The organism is Micromonospora sp. CPCC 205558, from assembly GCF_036902955.1.
GTDB lineage: Bacteria > Actinomycetota > Actinomycetes > Mycobacteriales > Micromonosporaceae > Micromonospora.
This window is the reverse complement of record NZ_JBAKHR010000039.1, coordinates 1-16,312: the sequence shown is the minus strand read 5'-3', so window position 1 is coordinate 16,312 and position 16,312 is coordinate 1. Positions and strand designations below refer to the sequence as shown.

At 72.0% G+C, this 16,312-nt stretch carries 14 protein-coding genes; 7 read left to right on the top strand and 7 right to left on the bottom strand.

Annotated features, from left to right (window positions below; all coding sequences use genetic code 11):
* Positions 1–358: 358 nt before the first annotated feature.
* On the bottom strand, positions 359–1,273 hold the full coding sequence (locus tag V6U86_RS29975; RefSeq protein ID WP_334509198.1) for a hypothetical protein: 915 nt from the start codon (positions 1,271–1,273) through the stop codon (positions 359–361).
* Positions 1,274–1,434: 161 nt separating this feature from the next.
* On the opposite strand from V6U86_RS29975, the gene V6U86_RS29970 reads away from it, so the two are divergent.
* Positions 1,435–2,091 (top strand): HAD family hydrolase, encoded by a 657-nt coding sequence (locus V6U86_RS29970; RefSeq protein ID WP_334509202.1) that lies wholly within the window; start codon positions 1,435–1,437, stop codon positions 2,089–2,091.
* A 65-nt stretch (positions 2,092–2,156) separates the two neighbouring features.
* On the opposite strand, the gene V6U86_RS29965 is transcribed toward V6U86_RS29970, so the two are convergent.
* Positions 2,157–4,766, bottom strand: coding sequence for a glycoside hydrolase family 9 protein (locus V6U86_RS29965; RefSeq protein ID WP_334509197.1), 2,610 nt, complete (start codon positions 4,764–4,766; stop codon positions 2,157–2,159).
* Between the two features lie 273 nt (positions 4,767–5,039).
* Between V6U86_RS29965 and V6U86_RS29960 the strand changes: the two genes are divergently transcribed.
* Positions 5,040–5,765: a PP2C family protein-serine/threonine phosphatase gene (locus V6U86_RS29960; protein ID WP_334509196.1), complete on the top strand. Its 726-nt coding sequence runs from the start codon at positions 5,040–5,042 to the stop codon at positions 5,763–5,765.
* Between the two features lie 8 nt (positions 5,766–5,773).
* Here V6U86_RS29960 and hrpB read toward each other — a convergent pair whose 3' ends face one another.
* From hrpB to V6U86_RS29945, 3 genes are read right to left on the bottom strand one after another with little or no spacing between them, the layout of a single operon-like run.
* Positions 5,774–8,314 (bottom strand): ATP-dependent helicase HrpB, encoded by a 2,541-nt coding sequence (gene hrpB, locus V6U86_RS29955; RefSeq protein ID WP_334509193.1) that lies wholly within the window; start codon positions 8,312–8,314, stop codon positions 5,774–5,776.
* A 28-nt stretch (positions 8,315–8,342) separates the two neighbouring features.
* Positions 8,343–8,543, bottom strand: a complete 201-nt coding sequence (locus tag V6U86_RS29950) for a DUF397 domain-containing protein (protein ID WP_334509191.1) — start codon at positions 8,541–8,543, stop codon at positions 8,343–8,345.
* Positions 8,544–8,584: 41 nt separating this feature from the next.
* Entirely contained in the window at positions 8,585–9,409 is an 825-nt protein-coding gene (locus V6U86_RS29945) for a helix-turn-helix domain-containing protein (protein WP_334509200.1), read from the bottom strand.
* Between the two features lie 183 nt (positions 9,410–9,592).
* Between V6U86_RS29945 and V6U86_RS29940 the strand changes: the two genes are divergently transcribed.
* From V6U86_RS29940 to V6U86_RS29930, 3 genes are read left to right on the top strand one after another with little or no spacing between them, the layout of a single operon-like run.
* On the top strand, positions 9,593–10,219 hold the full coding sequence (locus V6U86_RS29940) for a GOLPH3/VPS74 family protein (RefSeq protein ID WP_334509189.1): 627 nt from the start codon (positions 9,593–9,595) through the stop codon (positions 10,217–10,219).
* A gap of 48 nt (positions 10,220–10,267) precedes the next feature.
* Positions 10,268–11,779 carry an APC family permease gene (locus tag V6U86_RS29935; protein ID WP_334509187.1) on the top strand — a complete coding sequence of 504 codons (1,512 nt, stop codon included), beginning with the start codon at positions 10,268–10,270 and terminating at the stop codon, positions 11,777–11,779.
* Positions 11,776–12,366, top strand: a complete 591-nt coding sequence (locus tag V6U86_RS29930) for a GNAT family N-acetyltransferase (RefSeq protein ID WP_334509185.1) — start codon at positions 11,776–11,778, stop codon at positions 12,364–12,366. The genes V6U86_RS29935 and V6U86_RS29930 overlap by 4 nt, the downstream gene beginning before the upstream one ends.
* 115 nt (positions 12,367–12,481) lie before the next feature.
* Here V6U86_RS29930 and V6U86_RS29925 read toward each other — a convergent pair whose 3' ends face one another.
* Positions 12,482–13,306, bottom strand: coding sequence for a SigB/SigF/SigG family RNA polymerase sigma factor (locus V6U86_RS29925; RefSeq protein WP_124777491.1), 825 nt, complete (start codon positions 13,304–13,306; stop codon positions 12,482–12,484).
* A gap of 378 nt (positions 13,307–13,684) precedes the next feature.
* On the opposite strand from V6U86_RS29925, the gene V6U86_RS29920 reads away from it, so the two are divergent.
* A complete protein-coding gene (locus tag V6U86_RS29920; protein WP_334509182.1) occupies positions 13,685–14,434 on the top strand; it encodes a hypothetical protein in 750 nt (249 codons plus the stop codon).
* Here V6U86_RS29920 and V6U86_RS29915 read toward each other — a convergent pair.
* Entirely contained in the window at positions 14,383–15,972 is a 1,590-nt protein-coding gene (locus tag V6U86_RS29915; protein ID WP_334509180.1) for a phospholipase D family protein, read from the bottom strand. The genes V6U86_RS29920 and V6U86_RS29915 overlap by 52 nt on opposite strands.
* A gap of 134 nt (positions 15,973–16,106) precedes the next feature.
* On the opposite strand from V6U86_RS29915, the gene V6U86_RS29910 reads away from it, so the two are divergent.
* Positions 16,107–16,235: a hypothetical protein gene (locus V6U86_RS29910; protein ID WP_327031894.1), complete on the top strand. Its 129-nt coding sequence runs from the start codon at positions 16,107–16,109 to the stop codon at positions 16,233–16,235.
* Positions 16,236–16,312: the final 77 nt, after the last annotated feature.

The window sequence follows — 16,312 nt, the reverse complement described above, 5'->3', positions numbered from 1 at the left end:
ACCATCCAGCTCGCGCACGAGGGCGAGCTTGACCGCGGCCAGGCGTTGCTCGAGCCGGTGCGCGGCATCGAGGGCCGCCACGAGATGGTGCTCCGGAAGAGCCCACGCCGACGCGTCGAGGCACTCGGCGATCGCCGCCTCGGCCTGCGCCAACTCCTCCACCATGGACCGACAATAGAACAGGTGTCCGACACTTTCGAGCTCGGTTGGTGGAAATGAGGGGCCACCCGTCGCGCATCTCATACCGGGCATGGTGGTGCGCGTGTCAGGTGTCGCAGGTTCGGGCCGGGGATGAGCAGCACGGCCGCCGCCGGCGTACACCTCGACGAAGGGCAGGATGGTCGTCGCCAGGTCTGGCTCAGTCGCTGATGCCGTCGACGAGGCGTTCGGTGGCTAGGCAGGAGACGAGGCAGCGTTCCTTGGCGTCGCCGTTCAGCTGGGCGGTCCAGTCGGTGAGACCGCCATCGCCGATCTCCAGGTCGCCGTCGAGGAGGCTGACCCGTAGGGCGCACCCGGTGTAGTAGCCGCGACCGCGGGTGCGTTCCGGCTCGTCCACGAGCGGCACCGTACCCCCGGCGAGCGCCGGTCGAACGGTGTCGGCCAGCCGTTCCCGGACGGGCCGGTCGTCGAAGGTCGTGACGTGCAGCTGAGGTGCAGCGGTGCCCGCGAACTCGGCGAGGACGCTCCGCCAGTAGCTGAGGTGCCGGACCAGCAGCCGGGCCTCGGTCCCGCCCGAGCCGGTGTCCCGGGCGCTGGACACCAGGGCGAAGAGCCGGAAGTGCGCCGACGCGGCGCTGCCGAAGTCCTGCGCCCGCAGCACCCGATGGACAGCGGCCAGGTGCACCTCGCTCTGTTGACGGCGACGCACTGCCGCCTCGATGGCGAGGGCGTTGGTGGGATCGCTCAACACCTCGCTGGCGCGCATCGTGGTGACGACCCTGTTCTGGCTGACCGGTGCGACCGCCGAGCAGGTGCCGACCGGTACGACCGGAGACAACTCGACTCCGGCGACGTCGGTCGGCAGCAGCTCCCACATCCGGGCCTCCACCCGAGCGAGCACGCGCGGGTCCGTGCCGGCCGGGCGAACGAAGCGGTCCTCGCGCCAGCGGCGTACCACCTCGGACGGGCGCGCGGTCGACGCCCGATCGCGGGCCACGGTCAGCAGCAGACTGCGCAGGTCCGCAGCGGACAGCCCGGCCAGCGCGGTCCGCGTCCCTGCCGGCATCGCCGCCCACACCCGACGCTCCGCGTCGGCCAGTTCGCCGCCATCCATGGCCCTCACGATGGCCTACGTGCCGCGCCGGAGCCACCGGGTTTGGTGCGGGGGCGGGGGCGGATGAATCGTCTACGACATCAGCTCGAAAGCACCGTGGAACAAGGGTTGACGGCCGTCTATGATCTCCCGACGGCGCTGGACCATGACGGGGGATGGGCATGATCAAGGCGGTCTTCTTCGACGTCGGTGGCACGATCCTCGACGAGTCCCGTGAGTTCGCGGAGTGGGCCGACTGGCTCGGCGTGCCCCGGCACACGTTCTCGGCGGTCTTCGGCGCAGTGGTCGCCCGAGGTCTGGACTTTCAGGAGACGTTCCGGGCTTTCCGGCCCGACTTCGATTTCGCGGTCGAGGTGGAGCGCCGGGCCGCCGCCGGTCAGCCGGAGACGTTCGGCGCGGAGGACCTCTACCCGGACGCGCGAGGCTGCCTGACCGCCTTGCGGGCTCAGGGCCTGTTGGTGGGCCTGGCCGGTAACCAGCCGGCCCACGCCGAGTCGACGCTGCGCGCTCTCAACCTCGCCGTGGACGTGATCGGCACCTCCCACGGTTGGGGTGTGGCGAAGCCGGCACCGGCGTTCTTCGAGCGGGTCGTCGACGCGGGCGGTGGTGTCGCGTCGTCGATCCTGTACGTGGGGGACCGGCCCGACAACGACGCCGGTCCGGCCCTGGCGGCCGGGATGAAGGCCTGCCTGATCCGGCGCTCCCCGTGGGGGCACATCCTCGACATCCCGGCCATGTCCGAGCGGTGCCTGTTCCGGATCGACTCGCTGGACGACCTCCCGAGCCTGGTCGCGAAGCACAACGCGGCCGGCGGTTGACCCGCCGACCGCGTGTTCGTGCCGTCCTGGTGGCCACCTTCCCCTGGCGGCCACCAGGACGGGGGTCAGGTCAGCGAGCAGGCCGCGCCGTTGACGGTGACCAGGCCGGGGCTCGGGTTGGCGCCGCCGGCTGTCGTCGCGTTGAAGCCGAACATCACCGAGCCGCCGGGCGCGATCTTGGCGTTGTGTGACTCGTTGCGCGCGGTCACCGTCGCGCCGGACTGGGTGACCTTGGCCAGCCACGCCTCGCGTACCCGCTGGTCGCCGGTGAACGCGAACCGCACGTTCCAGCCGTTGACGGCGGTGGCACCCGTGTTCTGGATGGTCAGCTGCGCGGTGAACCCGGTACCGCCCTGCCAGGCGCCGTAGTTGGTGTAGCGCGCCGTGCAGGTGGCGGCTGGCACCGCGCCGGCGTCACCCTGGTCGGCCAGGAACGAGGAGATCCAGGCCAGCGCCGAGTTCCAGTTGATCGCTACCTCGTTCGTCGAGTACGAGTTGATGTCGTCGACGTAGCAGAACATCGGCTCGCAACCGGCCAGCAGCTGCGCCACGAACGGGTCCTGGAGGGCCGCGTTCGGGCCACCGGCGATCGAGCCGGCCGGTGGCCGGGGCATGCTCGGGTTGAGCTGGTGGCCGAAGATGCGGCTGTGCTGGTTCTGCGCGGCGTGCTCGCCCCAGCCGGTGACGTAGGAGATGTTCAGGGCGTTGCGACCGAGGATGTAGTCCATGGCCTGCACGGCACCGTCGCGGTAGACCGGGTTGCGGGTCAGGTCGAAGGCGGTGGCCAGCACCACGGCGTTGTTGATGACGTTGCCATTGCCACCCCAGAAGTAGCTGTTGGCGTCACCCGGCATCGGCAGCCCGTACGCCTGGCGGCGCAGCTCGGCGAGGTACGTGTCGGCGGCCGTGGTGACCGAAGCGCGAACCCGGGCCAGGTCGGCGGCGGGCAGACCGTTCGGCACGGTGGCCAGGTCGAGACGGCCCAACGCGGCGACGCTCTGCCAGCTGAAGCCCCGTGCGTCGAACACGTTCCCGGTGTGGTGCGGGGAGGCGGTGAGGTCGGCCAGGTAGTTCTGCGCCCCGGTGGTCAGGTACAGCTCGGCCGCCGCCCAGTAGAACTCGTCGGTGACGTTGCTGTCGTCGTACGCGCCGCCGCCGTTGCCGTCGGTCGGGCTGGCGTACACCGCCGGGTGGGCCTTGGCCGCGGCGTAGGCCGTCTTCGCGGCGGTGCCGCAGCGGGTCGCGAACGCCGCGTCGTAGGGGGCGAAGAGCCGGGCGCACTGGGCGGCGGTGGCGGCCATGTTGAGGGTGGCCGCGGTCGACGGTGGGTGCAGCTCGCGTGGCTGCGGGTCGTCCTGCGGGGCGAGCGGCAGCCCGGTCCAGTTCTGATCGTGGATCTTGTGGTGGACCATGCCGGCGAGCGGCTTGCCGGCGGGCACCTGCATGCGCAGCAGGAACTCCAGCTCCCAGCGGGCCTCGTCGAGGATGTCCGGTACGTCGTTGTCGCGCTCGGGCACCCGCAGCGTGCCGTCGGCGAGTTCGGCGCCGCCGTTGGCGGTGGCCGCCGTCCTGGTCCGCTCGAAGGTGTTCAACAGCTGGTAGGTGGCGATGCCGCCGTTGACCACGTACTTGCCGTGGTCGCCCGCGTCGTACCAGCCGCCGCGCACGTCGAGGGAGTAGTCACAGACACCCGGCTGGCAGGGCACGTTGGTGTCGCCCTGGTTGGGTGCGACGCCGAGGTGGCCGGCGGGTCGGGCGTACTCGTCGCCGATCAGGTCGCCGTCGATGGCGATGCCGCTGCGCTGGGCGTAGAAGAACTGCAACGAGTCGGAGCGCAGCTGGTCGTAGAGGGCGCCGGAGATGTCGAACGGGTGGCTGGTCTCGCCGTCCACGGTGAGCGTGAGCCCGGTGCCGGGGGTGCGGTAGCTGGAGAAGTCGACTGTGTGCACGTTCTGCCCGGAAGCAGCGTCGACACCGCGAGTGGTGGTGGTGCCACTGGCCACGACGGCGCCGGCGGCGCTGCGCAGCTGCCAGGGCAGCGCTGCGGTGGCCTCGGTGACGACGGTGGCGTTCTTCGGGCCGCCAGGCAGGTAGCCGACCTGGTTGACGCGCACCCGTGGCCCGGTGTCCGGCACGTACGGCTCGGGCGGCTCGCCGCCGCGCAGCGAGACGTCGTCCAGGCAGATGGTCTGCGCCTGGGCGGCACCGCCGACCTGGAAGATCAGTTGGGCGTTGGGGTTGTCGTCCGGGACGGTGAAGGTCTGCTCGACCCGCTGGAGGGTGCCGGTGGCTGTGGCGTCCACGGCCGCGTACGTGGTGTAGGGGGCGCTGCCGAGCTGCAACACGGCCTTGACCGCGGCGCCGGGAGTGGCGGAGACCGCGAAGCCGAGGGTGTATTCGGCGCCGGCGATCAGCGGTACGCCGTCCTGGCCGATGCCGGCGTCCCACGGGTTGGCCAACCCGCCCGCGACGGTGGTGCAGAGCTGGCCGTCGGTGACCGCCAGCGGGCCGGTGCCGAAGGAGAACCAGGGGCTCACCCCGGCGCTGAAGTCGCCGTTGTCGATCTGCTCGGGGGCGTCCGGTGGTGGGTCGGCGTGGGCCGCGCCGGCGCCCGCGCCGGTGAGGGCCAGAGTGGTCGTCGCAGCCAACAGGAGGCGGCGTCGGGATGGCGTCACGGGGAGTCCTTCCGGGACGGAAAGTGGGACGTGGTGGTGGCACTGTGGTGCGGGAAATTCTGGGAGCGCTCCCAGTTGTCGGCTCGATGTTTCCAGCGTCGGTACGCCATGTCAATTGATCTGGTTGGATGGGTTCGGGCATTCGACGAGGGCGGTCAGCCCGGCGGGTGCCTCCGATGTGCCGCCACCCCGGACGTGAGATTGGCCGCGCCACGCGCCGTCGTCCTGATCTCCTAGAGACAACTGCGCCCTTCGCCTGGCAGGCTGCCTCCCATGACCCTGAAGCTGCGTTCCGTGGGAACGAGCGACCGTGGGCTGATCCGCAGCGGAAACCAGGACGCCCTGCACGCCGGCACCTGGCTCGTCGCCGTCGCCGACGGCATGGGCGGGATGGCCGCCGGCGACCTGGCCAGCGCCCTCACCATCGACGCGGTCGCCCCGCTGGACGTGGAGACACCCGAGGACGCCCTGGTGGCCGCGCTCGAGGGCGGCATCGCGTTGGCCACCTCCCGGATCCGACAGGCGGTCGCCGAGGATCCCGAGCGCCAGGGCATGGGCACCACCCTGACCGCCCTGCTCTTCGCCCGTACCGGCAGCTGCCTGGCCCTCGCGCACGTCGGCGACTCCCGCGCCTACCTGTTCCGCGAGGGCGTGCTCAAGCAGGTCACCCGGGACGACACGTTCGTCCAGATGCTGGTGGATCAGGGCGTGATCACCGCGGAGCAGGCCAGCAGCCATCCGCGCCGCGCCGTGGTCACCCAGGCGTTGCAGGGCGAGGAGGTCTCCCCGTCGTACGCGACGATGGTGCCCCGGGCCGGCGACCGGTGGCTGTTGTGCAGCGACGGCCTCTCCAACGTGGTCCGCCCGGACACCCTCACCGAGGTGCTCAGCGGCTATCCGGACCGGGGGGCCTGCGCCGGCAAGCTGATCGACCTGGCCCTGCACGCCGGTGCGCCGGACAACGTCACGGTCGTGGTGGCCGACGTCGTCGAGGAGTAGGCCGGCGCTCAGCGCCGACGTGGCGTGGCGTGCCGCGTGGGTGTCGCCGTCCCCGGATCCTCCGGCCACGGGTGCCGGGGATAGCGCCCGCGCAGCTCGGAGCGGACCTGCGGATAGCCGGTACGCCAGAACGACGCCAGGTCGGCGGTGACCGCCACCGGGCGGCCGGCGGGGGAGAGCAGGTGCAGCAGCACCGGCACCCGACCGTCGGCGATGCGGGGGGCCGCCGGCCAGCCGAACGTCTCCTGGAGCTTCACGGCGAGCACCGGCGCGGCCGGGTCGCCGTAGTCCAGCCGGATCCGAGAACCACTCGGCACCTCGATCCGCTCCGGGGCCAACTCGTCGAGGCGGGCGGCCTGCGCCCAGGGCAGCAGCCGGCGCAGCGCCGACGGCACGTCCACTCGCGCCAGGTCGGCCCGGCGTCGCGCGGCGGCCAGCTCCGGGCCCAGCCAGGTCGGCGCGGCGTCGAGCAACGAGTCGTCGTCGACCTCCGGCCACGGCTCGCCCAGGTGGTGCCGGAGAAACGCGAGCCGCTCGCGCAGCGCCCGCGCCGCCGGCGTCCAGGGCAGCAGCCCCAGCCCGTCCTGGCGCAGGCCGGTCAGCAGTGCGGCGGCCACCTCCGCCCGGTCCGGCCGGTCCAGCCGCCGTTGGACCAGCTCGATCGCGCCCAGCCGGGTCACCTCCCGGGCCACCACGTCCCCGTCGAACCAGCCGACCTCGCGGCCCGTGCGCAGCAACCGGCCGGCTGCCTCCCGGGCCGTCGCCTCGTCCACCGGACAGGCCCGGCGGATGCGGGCCGACGGCGCGCCGGGGGTGCGGTCCGCGACCGCCACCGCCAGCCAGTCGGACCCGGCCAGCCCCGAGCCGGCTGCCAGCTCCGCGGCGGTCCCGCCGGTCATCAGGTACGCCGAACCGCCCGGCCGCCGCACCCGGGCCAACCGTTCCGGGTACGCAAGGCCGACGAGCAGCCCGGCGGCGAGATCGTCGCTCAGCCCACCCGGACCGGGGTTGCCGGCGGCGTCGGCGCGGCCCTTCGCCGGGGCGCCGGTCGGCAGCGCGGCGCGCAGCCGGCGTACCTCGGTCCGCCAACGGGCGGTCGCGCCGGCGTCCACGCCGGTGCGCAGCCGACGCCAACCGGCGACCAGATCGTCACCGGGGCCGGCCGCGCTCTCCTCGGCGAGCAGGGCGACCACCTCGGCGGCCCGGTCGGCGCCGACCCGGCCGGCGCCGTCGAGCAGCGCCCGGGCCAGCCGTGGGTGTGCCCCGGCGGCGGCGATCGACCGCCCCCGCGCCGTGATCCGACCGTCGGTGTCGACCGCGCCCAGGGTCTCCAGGGTGTCCCGGGCCACCGTCATCGCGGCGGCCGGCGGGGCGTCGGGCAACGCGAGCCCGACGCCGTCCGGTCGGCCCCAGGCGGCCAGCTCCAACGCGAAGCCGGTCAGGTCGGCGGTGGCGATCTCCGGCTCGGCGCGGGCGGGCAACCGCTCGTGGGTCGCCGCCGACCAGCAGCGGTAGACGTACCCGGGGGCCTCCCGGCCGGCCCGGCCGGCCCGTTGGGTGGCGGCGGCCCGGGAGACCGGCACGGTGACCAGCGCTCCCAGCCCACGGGCCAGGTCGATCCGGGGCACCCGGGAGAGCCCGGCGTCGACCACGATCCGCACGCCCGGGACGGTCAGACTGGTCTCGGCCAACGCGGTGGCCAGCACCACCCGCCGTCGGTCCGCACGACGCAGAGCGGCGTCCTGCTCGGTGCCGCGTTGCCGGCCGTGCAGGGGCAACAGCGCGACCGTGTCGCGAAGGTCGGTCAGCCGGCCGGTGACCGCCGCGATCTCGCCGGCCCCGGGCAGGAAGACCAGCACGTCGCCGTCGTGCTCGTGCAGCGCCCGCCGGACGGTGGCGGCCACGTGGTCGAGCAGGGCGCGGTCCACCGGCCCGGCCCCGGGCGGGGTGATGGGGCGTGCCGGGGGCGCCCAGATCCGCTGTACCGGATGCAACGCCGAGTCGGCCCGCACCACCGGGGCGGGGGTGGGCCCGCCCAGCAGTGCGGCGAACCGGTCGGTGTCCGGGGTCGCCGACATCGCCAGCAGCCACAGGTCCGGCCGGAGAGTGGCGCGCGCCTCCACGGTGAAGGCCAGCGCGAGGTCGGCGTCGAGTTGGCGTTCGTGGCACTCGTCGAGCAGCACCGCACCCGTGCCGGGCAGTTCCGGGTCGTGGTGCAGCCGGCGGACCAGCAGGCCGGTGGTGACCACCTCGATCCGGGTGGCGGGGCCAACCCGGCGTTCGCCGCGTACCGCGTAGCCGACCCGCTCACCGACCCGCTCGCCGAGCAGCTCGGCCATTCGCCGGGCAGCGGCCCGCGCCGCCACCCGGCGAGGTTGGGCGATCACCACCCGACCGGTCACCCGGTCGGCCACGGCCAGCGGCGCGAGGGTGGTCTTGCCGGTGCCCGGCGGGGCCACCAGCACGCCGGCGCCGGCCGCGTCCAGTGCCGCGACCAGAGCCGGCAGCACCGGACGGACCGGCAGGTCGAGGGTTACGTCGGAGAGCACGGCCCAGTCTCGCACCGGCCCGGGTGGGTCAGGACCGACGGACCTCGCCGACGCCGAGCACGAAGGCCCGCCAGGCCACCGCACCGAAGGCGAGCACCGGGCCGGAGCGGTCCTTGCTGTCCCGGACGGCGACCTGACCGTCGACTGTCGCGACCTCCACGCAGTTGCCGTTGCCGCTGCTGCGCGTGCTGGTGCGCCAGTCCGCTCGGGTCAGGTCGTACGCCGTCATCCGCGGTACCTCTCGTCTGCGTCGGCGTGCCGCAGACGCGGTCACGCAAAGTTACGAGAAGCCTGCACAAGACGGGTCAACGACGCCGTCGGATCGAGCGCCATCCGGCACAGCTCCTCGTGCAGAAGGCTATACCCGAGCACATGATCGGCTTCCTCCAGCGCCAGTCCCATCGTGAGGTTATCCAGGTAAACCACGGACGCGTCAGCGGCTTCGGCGAAGTTGAGGATCACGTACGGGGTGCTCATGGCCGGATGCCCGCCGGCCGCGAATGGAAGTACCTGAATTGTTACGTTGGGTAGTTGCGCGATCTGGCTCATGTGGACCAGTTGTGCGGCCATCACCGCGGCGCCGCCGACCGGGCGCAGCAGCACTGCCTCATTGATCACCACAGACAGGTCGACCGGGTCGTCACGGCGCAGCACCTCCTGCCGGCGCAGCCGGGCGGCGACCTTGCGCTCCAGCCCGTCCTCGCCGGCGGTGCGCCGGAAGATCTCCCGGGCGTACGCCTCGGTCTGCAACAGCCCGGGCACCGACTCGGCCTCGTACGTGCGCAGCGCCGCCGCCTCGGCCTCCAGCCCGACGTAGAACTCGAACCACTCGGGGAGCACGTCGCTGTAGTTCTGCCACCAGCCCCGCTGCTGCGCCCCCCGGGCGATCTCGATCAGCGCTTCGGCATCCGAACCGGTCACCTCGTAGAGCGCGAGGGCGGCCCGGACATCGCGCGGCTTGATGCCGATCTGCGCGGTCTCGATCCGGGAGAGGTTGCTCTTCGACATGTCGAGCTGGCGGGCGGCCACATCGAGCGTCATGCCCGCGCGTTCCCGAAGTTGGCGGAGTTCCCGGGCGATGCGGCGTCGTCGCACGGTCGGGCTGGCGGCGGGACGGTTGGTGGGGGTGGCGGTCACCGTCCGAGTCTGCCACGACAAGATCCGCAGGTCGGCCCTGCACAGAGTGCAACTTTCAAATCTGGGAGTTGCATTGCAGTAGCTGTGGGTGCATCCTTTCCCGGTCGCGATCACTGTGGACACACCTGTGCGGGAGGACCGTTGCTCATCGCCGACGAGTTCTTCCTGATCGCACACAACGACAGTCGTGGCAAGGCCAAACTGCACCCGGCGGCGACCGGGCTCGGGCTGGCTGGCGGGCTCCTCGGCGAGCTGATCCTTTATGGACACATCACGGTGATGGCCGGGCAGGTCACCGTCATCGACCGGCGCCCGCCGGCCGACGCGCTGGCGCACACGGTGCTGGACCAGTTGATCGGTGAGTCCCAGCACCGGGAGCTGAACACCTGGCTGAGCTTCCTGGCGCAGAGCGCGACGACCTCGGTGGGGGAACGGCTGGCCCGCGCCGGGGTGCTGCGCCGCCAGGAGAGCCGGCGGCTGCTGCGTACCACGGTCAGCTATCTGCCGATCGACCTCAACGCGGTGGCCTGGCCGGCCACCCGGCTGCGGGCCCTGCTGGACCGGCCGGACCCGCCGGGCGTCCCGGACGCCCTGCTGCTCGGCCTGGTCGTGGCCGCCGGGCTGACCCGCGAGGTGCTGTGGAGCGCCGGCCCACGAGCCCACCACCGGCTCAACGTCCTCATCCCCGCGCTGCCGGCCCCCCTCAAGGAACTCGTCGGGCACACCGAGGCCGCCGTCGGCGCCGCCGTGCTGCGCGGCATCCCCTGACCCCCCCCGGTAACCCCCAACCCTCCCCTCGACAATCGGAGTAGTCGTATGCCCCCGACATCGACAGTCGACCGACCCAGCAACGTCTCCGAAGCCCTGGCCCGAGGTCGCCTCGGCATCCCGTCGGTCATCTTCTTCGTCCTCTCCGCCGCCGCGCCGCTGACCGTGGTGGCCGGCGTCGTCACCACCGGCTACGGCGTCATCGGGGTGACCGGAATCCCGTTGGCCTTCCTGCTGATCGCCGCGGTGCTCGCGCTCTTCTCGGTGGGTTACGTGGCGATGTCCCGCAGGGTGGAGAACGCCGGCGCCTTCTACGCCTACGTCTCCCGCGGCCTCGGCCGACCGGCCGGCGTGGGCGCCGCCTGGGTCGCGCTGATCGCGTACAACGCGCTGCAGGTCGGGCTGTACGGCACCATCGGTGCGGCGGCCCAGCCGGTGCTCGACCGGCTCTTCGGCGTGGCCCCGCACTGGGCCGTCGTGGCCCTGGTGGCCTGGGCGTTGGTCGGCCTGCTCGGCCTGCTCCGGGTGGACCTCAACGGCATGGTCCTGGCCGCGCTGCTGGTCGCCGAGATCGTGGTGGTCCTCGTCTTCGACCTGGGGCAGATCAGCAACCCGGCCGACGGTCAGGTCAGCTTCGCCTCGTTCTCGCCTGACAACCTCTTCGTGCCCGGCCTCGGCGCGGTGCTGGTGCTGGCCATCCTCGGCTTCGTCGGCTTCGAGTCGGCGGTGGTCTTCAGCGAGGAGAGCAAGGACCCGAAGCGGACGGTGCCGCTGGCCACCTACCTCTCGGTGGCGATCATCGCCGGGCTGTACGCGCTGTCGTCCTGGACCATGACGGTCGCCGTCGGGCAGGAGCGGATCGTCGCCGAGTCCGGCGAGCAGAGCGTCGAGCTGATCTTCAACCTGGCCGCCGCGCAACTCGGCGACACCGTGATGACCATCGGGCAGGTGCTCTTCCTGACCTCGGTGCTGGCCGCGATGATCTCGTTCCACAACACCACGGCCCGCTACACGTTCGCGCTCGGTCGCGAGCGGGTGCTGCCGGCGGTGTTCGGGCAGACCTCGGCCCGTACCGGGGCGCCGCGGGCCGCCTCGATCGCGCAGAGCGTCCTCGGACTGCTGGTCATCCTGCTGTACGCGGTCAACGGCTGGGACCCGGTGGTCCAGTTGTTCTTCTGGGTCGGCACCACCGGCGGCTTCGGCGTGCTGCTGTTGATCGCCACCACCTCGGTGGCGGTGATCGCCTACTTCGCCCGCTCCGGCGGCGGCGAGAACGTCTGGCGGCGGGTCATCGCACCCGGCCTGGCCACCATCGTGCTCTTCGTGATCATCTGGCTGGCGGTGTCGAACTTCGCCAACCTGCTCGGCGTCTCCCCGGACTCCCCCCTGCGCTGGGCGCTGCCCGCCGCGTACCCGGTGGCTGCCCTGTTGGGTATCGGCTGGGCCCTGCTGTTGCGCAGCAACCGCCCGGACACCTACGCCCGGATCGGTCTGGGTGCGGCGAGCGCCGCCGCCGTGGTCAAGCCGGAGGCGCCAGCCGCCGTGGAGGTGACCCGGTGAGCGTGGTCATCGAGCGGCTCGGGCCGGAGGAGACCAGCCTCGTGGCGGGTCGGATCGCCGAGGCGTTCACCGTCCTGGAGGTGACGAACTGGCTGGTCCCGGACGCGAGCAAGCGGGAGGCCGTGCTGGCTGGAGACTTCGAGATCCTGGTCGGGCACGCGATGCGACACGGCATGGTCCACGCCACGGCGGACCGGGCCTCGGTCGCGGTCTGGTTTCCGTCGGTCGGCGAGCCGGCGCCGCCGCCGGCGGACTACGACGCCCGACTGGCCGCCGTCTGCGGCGAGTGGACCGACCGGTTCCAGCACCTCGACGAGCTGTTCGCGGCGAACCATCCGCACCCGGACCACCACCACCTGGCGTTCCTGGCGACCCGGCCCGACCGGCAGCGGCAGGGGTTGGGTAGCGCGCTGATGCGCCACCACCACGCCTGGCTGGACGCCAACGGGATGCCGGCGTACCTGGAGGCGAGCAGTCCGGCCGGCCGGGACCTGTACGCGAAGCACGGTTACCTGGCCGGCGAGCCGTTCCGGGTGCCTGACGGCACGCCGTTCTGGCCGATGTGGCGGGAGCCGGTCGGGCGCTGAACCAGTCGGGTCGACGCGACAGTTCCGCCAGCCGGTCGCACTGTCCCGTACACGTGACAACACTGAAAGCGAGCAGGGCCGGGTCCGTGGACCCGGCCCTGCTCGCGTGAACCGGTCAGTACGTGCCGTCGAGCTGGCCGCGCAGCTTGGTCAGCGCCCGGGTCAGCAGCCGCGAGACGTGCATCTGCGAGACGCCGATCTGGTCGGCGATCTGCGACTGGGTCAGGTTGCCGTAGAAGCGCAGCGTGAGGATCTTCTGCTCGCGCTCGTCGAGGGTGGCCAGTGCCGGGCCGAGGGCGACCCGCAGCTCGGCCAGCTCGAACTCGCTGTCCTCGCCGCCGAGCATGTCGCCCAGCTCGGTGGCGCGCTCGCCGTCGCCGGTCGGGGTGGACAGCGACACGGCGTTGTACGCGCGGGCGCCTTCCAGGCCCTCCAGCACCTCTTCCTCGGTGAGCTTGAGGTGCGCGGCGATGTCGGCGACCGTCGGCGAGCGGCCGAGGGTCTGCAGGAGCGAGCTGTTGGCGTCGGAGATGGCCAGCCGCAGCTCCTGGAGCCGGCGGGGCACCCGGATGTCCCAGGTGCGGTCGCGGAAGTGGCGCTTGAGCTCGCCGATGATGGTGGGGATGGCGTAACCGGCGAAGTCGACACCGCGCGAGGGGTCGAACTTGTCGATGGCCTTGATCAGGCCGATCGCGGCGGTCTGGGCCAGGTCGTCGTTCGGCTCGCCGCGCCCGCTGTAGCGGTGGGCCAGGTGGTTGGCGAGCGGCAGCCAGGCCTCGATCGCCCGGTCGCGCAGCGCGGGGCGCGACGGGTGGTTGGCGGGCAACGCCGCCATCGCGTTGAGCAGATCGGCGGCGCTGTCGGTGAGAGCGCGCGGGTCGAGCTTGGTGGTGGCCTTGACGGCGGTGCTCGACTGCTCGGTGATCGTTGGCGCGGTCATGGGTGGTCCTCCCTGCACCTCGTCCGCGGACAAAGAGACGTGACGCTTCGGTTTAGCTTCCAATGGGCCGTTCGGGAGTCACTTTAACCTGATCGTCTCCACAAAATCTAGCCGAAAGGTTGATGTACTTAAGGTGTGTCCGGTAGCAAAAGGGGCAAACGCTTCGGAATTTCAGCTGGCTGTGAGGATCCTTACCGGCCTCCCCGAGCCCCAGTGCCGCTGGCTGGTCGTCCGACCGGTCCAGCCGATCGGTCCCTGAGCCGCGCCGACTGGTCAACATGAAATCCGACAAGTCGGCAGGAGTGTCGACTATCCGTCGTTGTCCCGCTGGCGGGACCGGCCGTAGCGTCGCGTGTACACACCCGGTTCGGAGGCACCGTGCTCGATCCAGCCGCTCCCCAACTCGTCGTGAACAGCCGCACCCTCTACTTCAGCTGGCTGCCCGCGGATCCCGACGCCGTCGCCGCCCTGGTCCCGCCGGGGCTCTGCCCCCGCCCCGACCGGCAGGTCTTCCTCAACCAGTACATCGTCGACGACGAGACGCAGACCTCCGGCTTCGGCGCGTACTCGCTGACCTACCTCGGCGTCTCGCTCCTGGGCGTCGACGCCCCCGGCGGCCTCAACGCGGGTGGCTGGTGGACCCACTACGTCTCCTCCAGCCGCCGGGTCCGTGAGTACGCTGTCGCCCGCGGCGCCCCGGTGCTCGCCGGGCGCACCCGGATCGAGGTGAACGGCGAGGACCTGCTCTCCGAGACGGAGATCGACGGCACGACGGTGATCCGGGCGCGGTGTCGCGTGGGGGAGACCGGGCACGCGATCAGCAGCGGGCACCACCGCTACTTCACCCAGCGCGACGGCCAGCTGCTCAGCTCGGCCTACCCGTTCGTCGCCGAGCCGGTCGCCCCGTTCGAGATCGAGTCGCTGGAGTTCCTCCAGCGCAACCACCCGATGTACGCGCTGCGCCCGGCCAACCCGCTGACAATCGGCTTCGGCTACTACTCACCGCGCTCGTCGTTCGCCTACCCCGGTGGGCTGAGCGTGTACCGGGTCGCCGCGCCCGAGCCGACCCGGCCGCTTCACCAGGTGCCGGCCAGTCTCGCACGCAGCGGCCTGCCGTCCGGGTCGTAGACCAACCGGTACACCGGCAGCGCCCAGGCTCGCGTGTACCACGGCAGTCGCTCGGGGCGGTGCGGGCGCAGCCGCCCAGGCGGACGTTCACCAACCTGGCCGTCGTCGTACCACCGCTGTAGCGCGTCGGCGGCGGCGGTGACGGCCGCGACGGCGTCCGCCGGGTCCAGCAGATCGGCGTCCTCCAGGCCGTCCGGGTCACGGTCCAGGTGCTCGCGCCACAGCCGCAGTCGCAGGTCGCGGGCGAAGCTCCGCGCGCCGTCGCCCCGCCCAGCGGGGTCGGTGGGCTCCCGCTGGTCCGGAATCTCGTCGAGCACCGCACAGGACAACTCGCTGTCGTGCGTCCAGGACCGCCGGTTGAAGTTGTCACTGCCGACGCTGGCCCAGACGTCGTCGACCACACACACCTTCGCGTGCACGTAGACCGGGTCGCCGGCCGTGTTCTCCACGTCGAACACGTGCACCCGGTCCGGTGCGGCCCGCTCACACAGCGACAGCGCCTGCTCGCGCCCGACCATGTTCGGCGGCAACGCCATCCTGCCGTCCACGTCCGGGTGGCGGGGGACGATGGCGATCAGGTGCAGGTCCGGGTTGTCCCGCAGAGCGTGCGCGAACAGGTCCGCGACCTCGGTCGACCAGAGGTACTGATCTTCCAGGTAGACGAGTCGGCGGGCACGACGAACGGCTTTGGTGTAGCCCCGGGCCACGGTTCGCTCCCCGTCCGGTGCGAACGAGTAGCGGGGACGGACGGCGGGATAGGTGCGCAGCACCTGGATCTGGTGTGGACCGCAGGGTGGCGGATCCGCCGGTTGCTCGGGCAGCGGGTCGGGGCGCAGGTCCGAGCCGCGCAGCCGATCCCGCAGATACGCCATCGGGTTCTCCGAGTCCAGGGGCATCGGGTCGGTCCAGCGCTCCCGGAACAGGGTGTCCAGCGCGCCGACCACCGGACCGCGCACCGCGAGCTGCACGTCGTGCCAGGGCGGATGGGAGCCGTACCGGGGGGACATCTGCACCGGCTGCGGATCCCCGTGGTGAGCGGCGTCATCGCGACGGCTGTGGCACAGGTCGATCCCACCGGCGAAGGCGACGTCCCGGTCGGGCGCCCCCAGGTGCCGCAGCACCACGAGCTTCTGGTGATGCGAGCCGCCGCGCCGGACCCGTTGGTCCAGCAGCACCTCCCCGCCGGCCGCCGAGATCGTCTCGCTGAGGTCGCGGTTCTCCGCCTCGCTGTACGCCAGGACGTCGAGGTGCGAGCGCCAGATCAGCCCCTTGACCACCACACCGCGCTGCGCGGCCTGCGCGAAGAGCTGGGCCACGGTGGGACCGTCCGGGCGCAGCCGCTGGTCCGGGTCACCCCGCCAGTCGGTGAAGAACAGGTGGTCGCCGGGGCCCAGGGCCTCGACCTCGTCGACCAGCCGGTCGAAGTAGGCGGCACCGTGAATCAACGGCTCGGCGAGGTTTCCCGTGGTCCATACGGGTATCCCAGAAACCGGGTTGGCGCGTTCCTCTGCGGTGAGAAACCAGTCCTGCAACGGCACCGTCCAGCCCTCCTGGAGGTCGGCAACGTCCTCACGGTAGGACCCCCGCCGCGGGTCCGCACGCCAGGCCGACCGACCGGTGACCTGGCCAACGCCGTCGGAATCGACGCAAGAACAGCCGAGGAGGCCACACCATGCCCCGCGAGACGACGAATCCCGTGACCGAGAACCGCGAGCCGGCGGTGGAGAGCGAACGGGGTGCGCTGGTAGCGGTGTTGGTGATGGTGATTCTGGGCGTTGCCGGGATTTTTGCGGTCTCCTGAGGCGGGGCCGACGGCCCCCGGGGGGAAGGGGGGGGGGGGGCCGGACTCAGGGGGCCCCCCCGGGGAGGGGCGGGGGG

What these genes read in the sequence shown, in the direction of transcription:
- V6U86_RS29925 (WP_124777491.1), bottom strand. Translation starts at nt 13,306, where the DNA reads ATGACCGCGCCAACGATCACCGAGCAGTCGAGCACCGCCGTCAAGGCC.
- V6U86_RS29960 (WP_334509196.1), top strand. Translation starts at nt 5,040, where the DNA reads ATGACCCTGAAGCTGCGTTCCGTGGGAACGAGCGACCGTGGGCTGATC.
- V6U86_RS29935 (WP_334509187.1), top strand. Translation starts at nt 10,268, where the DNA reads ATGCCCCCGACATCGACAGTCGACCGACCCAGCAACGTCTCCGAAGCC.
- V6U86_RS29950 (WP_334509191.1), bottom strand. Translation starts at nt 8,543, where the DNA reads ATGACGGCGTACGACCTGACCCGAGCGGACTGGCGCACCAGCACGCGC.
- V6U86_RS29970 (WP_334509202.1), top strand. Translation starts at nt 1,435, where the DNA reads ATGATCAAGGCGGTCTTCTTCGACGTCGGTGGCACGATCCTCGACGAG.
- V6U86_RS29975 (WP_334509198.1), bottom strand. Translation starts at nt 1,273, where the DNA reads ATGGATGGCGGCGAACTGGCCGACGCGGAGCGTCGGGTGTGGGCGGCG.
- V6U86_RS29910 (WP_327031894.1), top strand. Translation starts at nt 16,107, where the DNA reads ATGCCCCGCGAGACGACGAATCCCGTGACCGAGAACCGCGAGCCGGCG.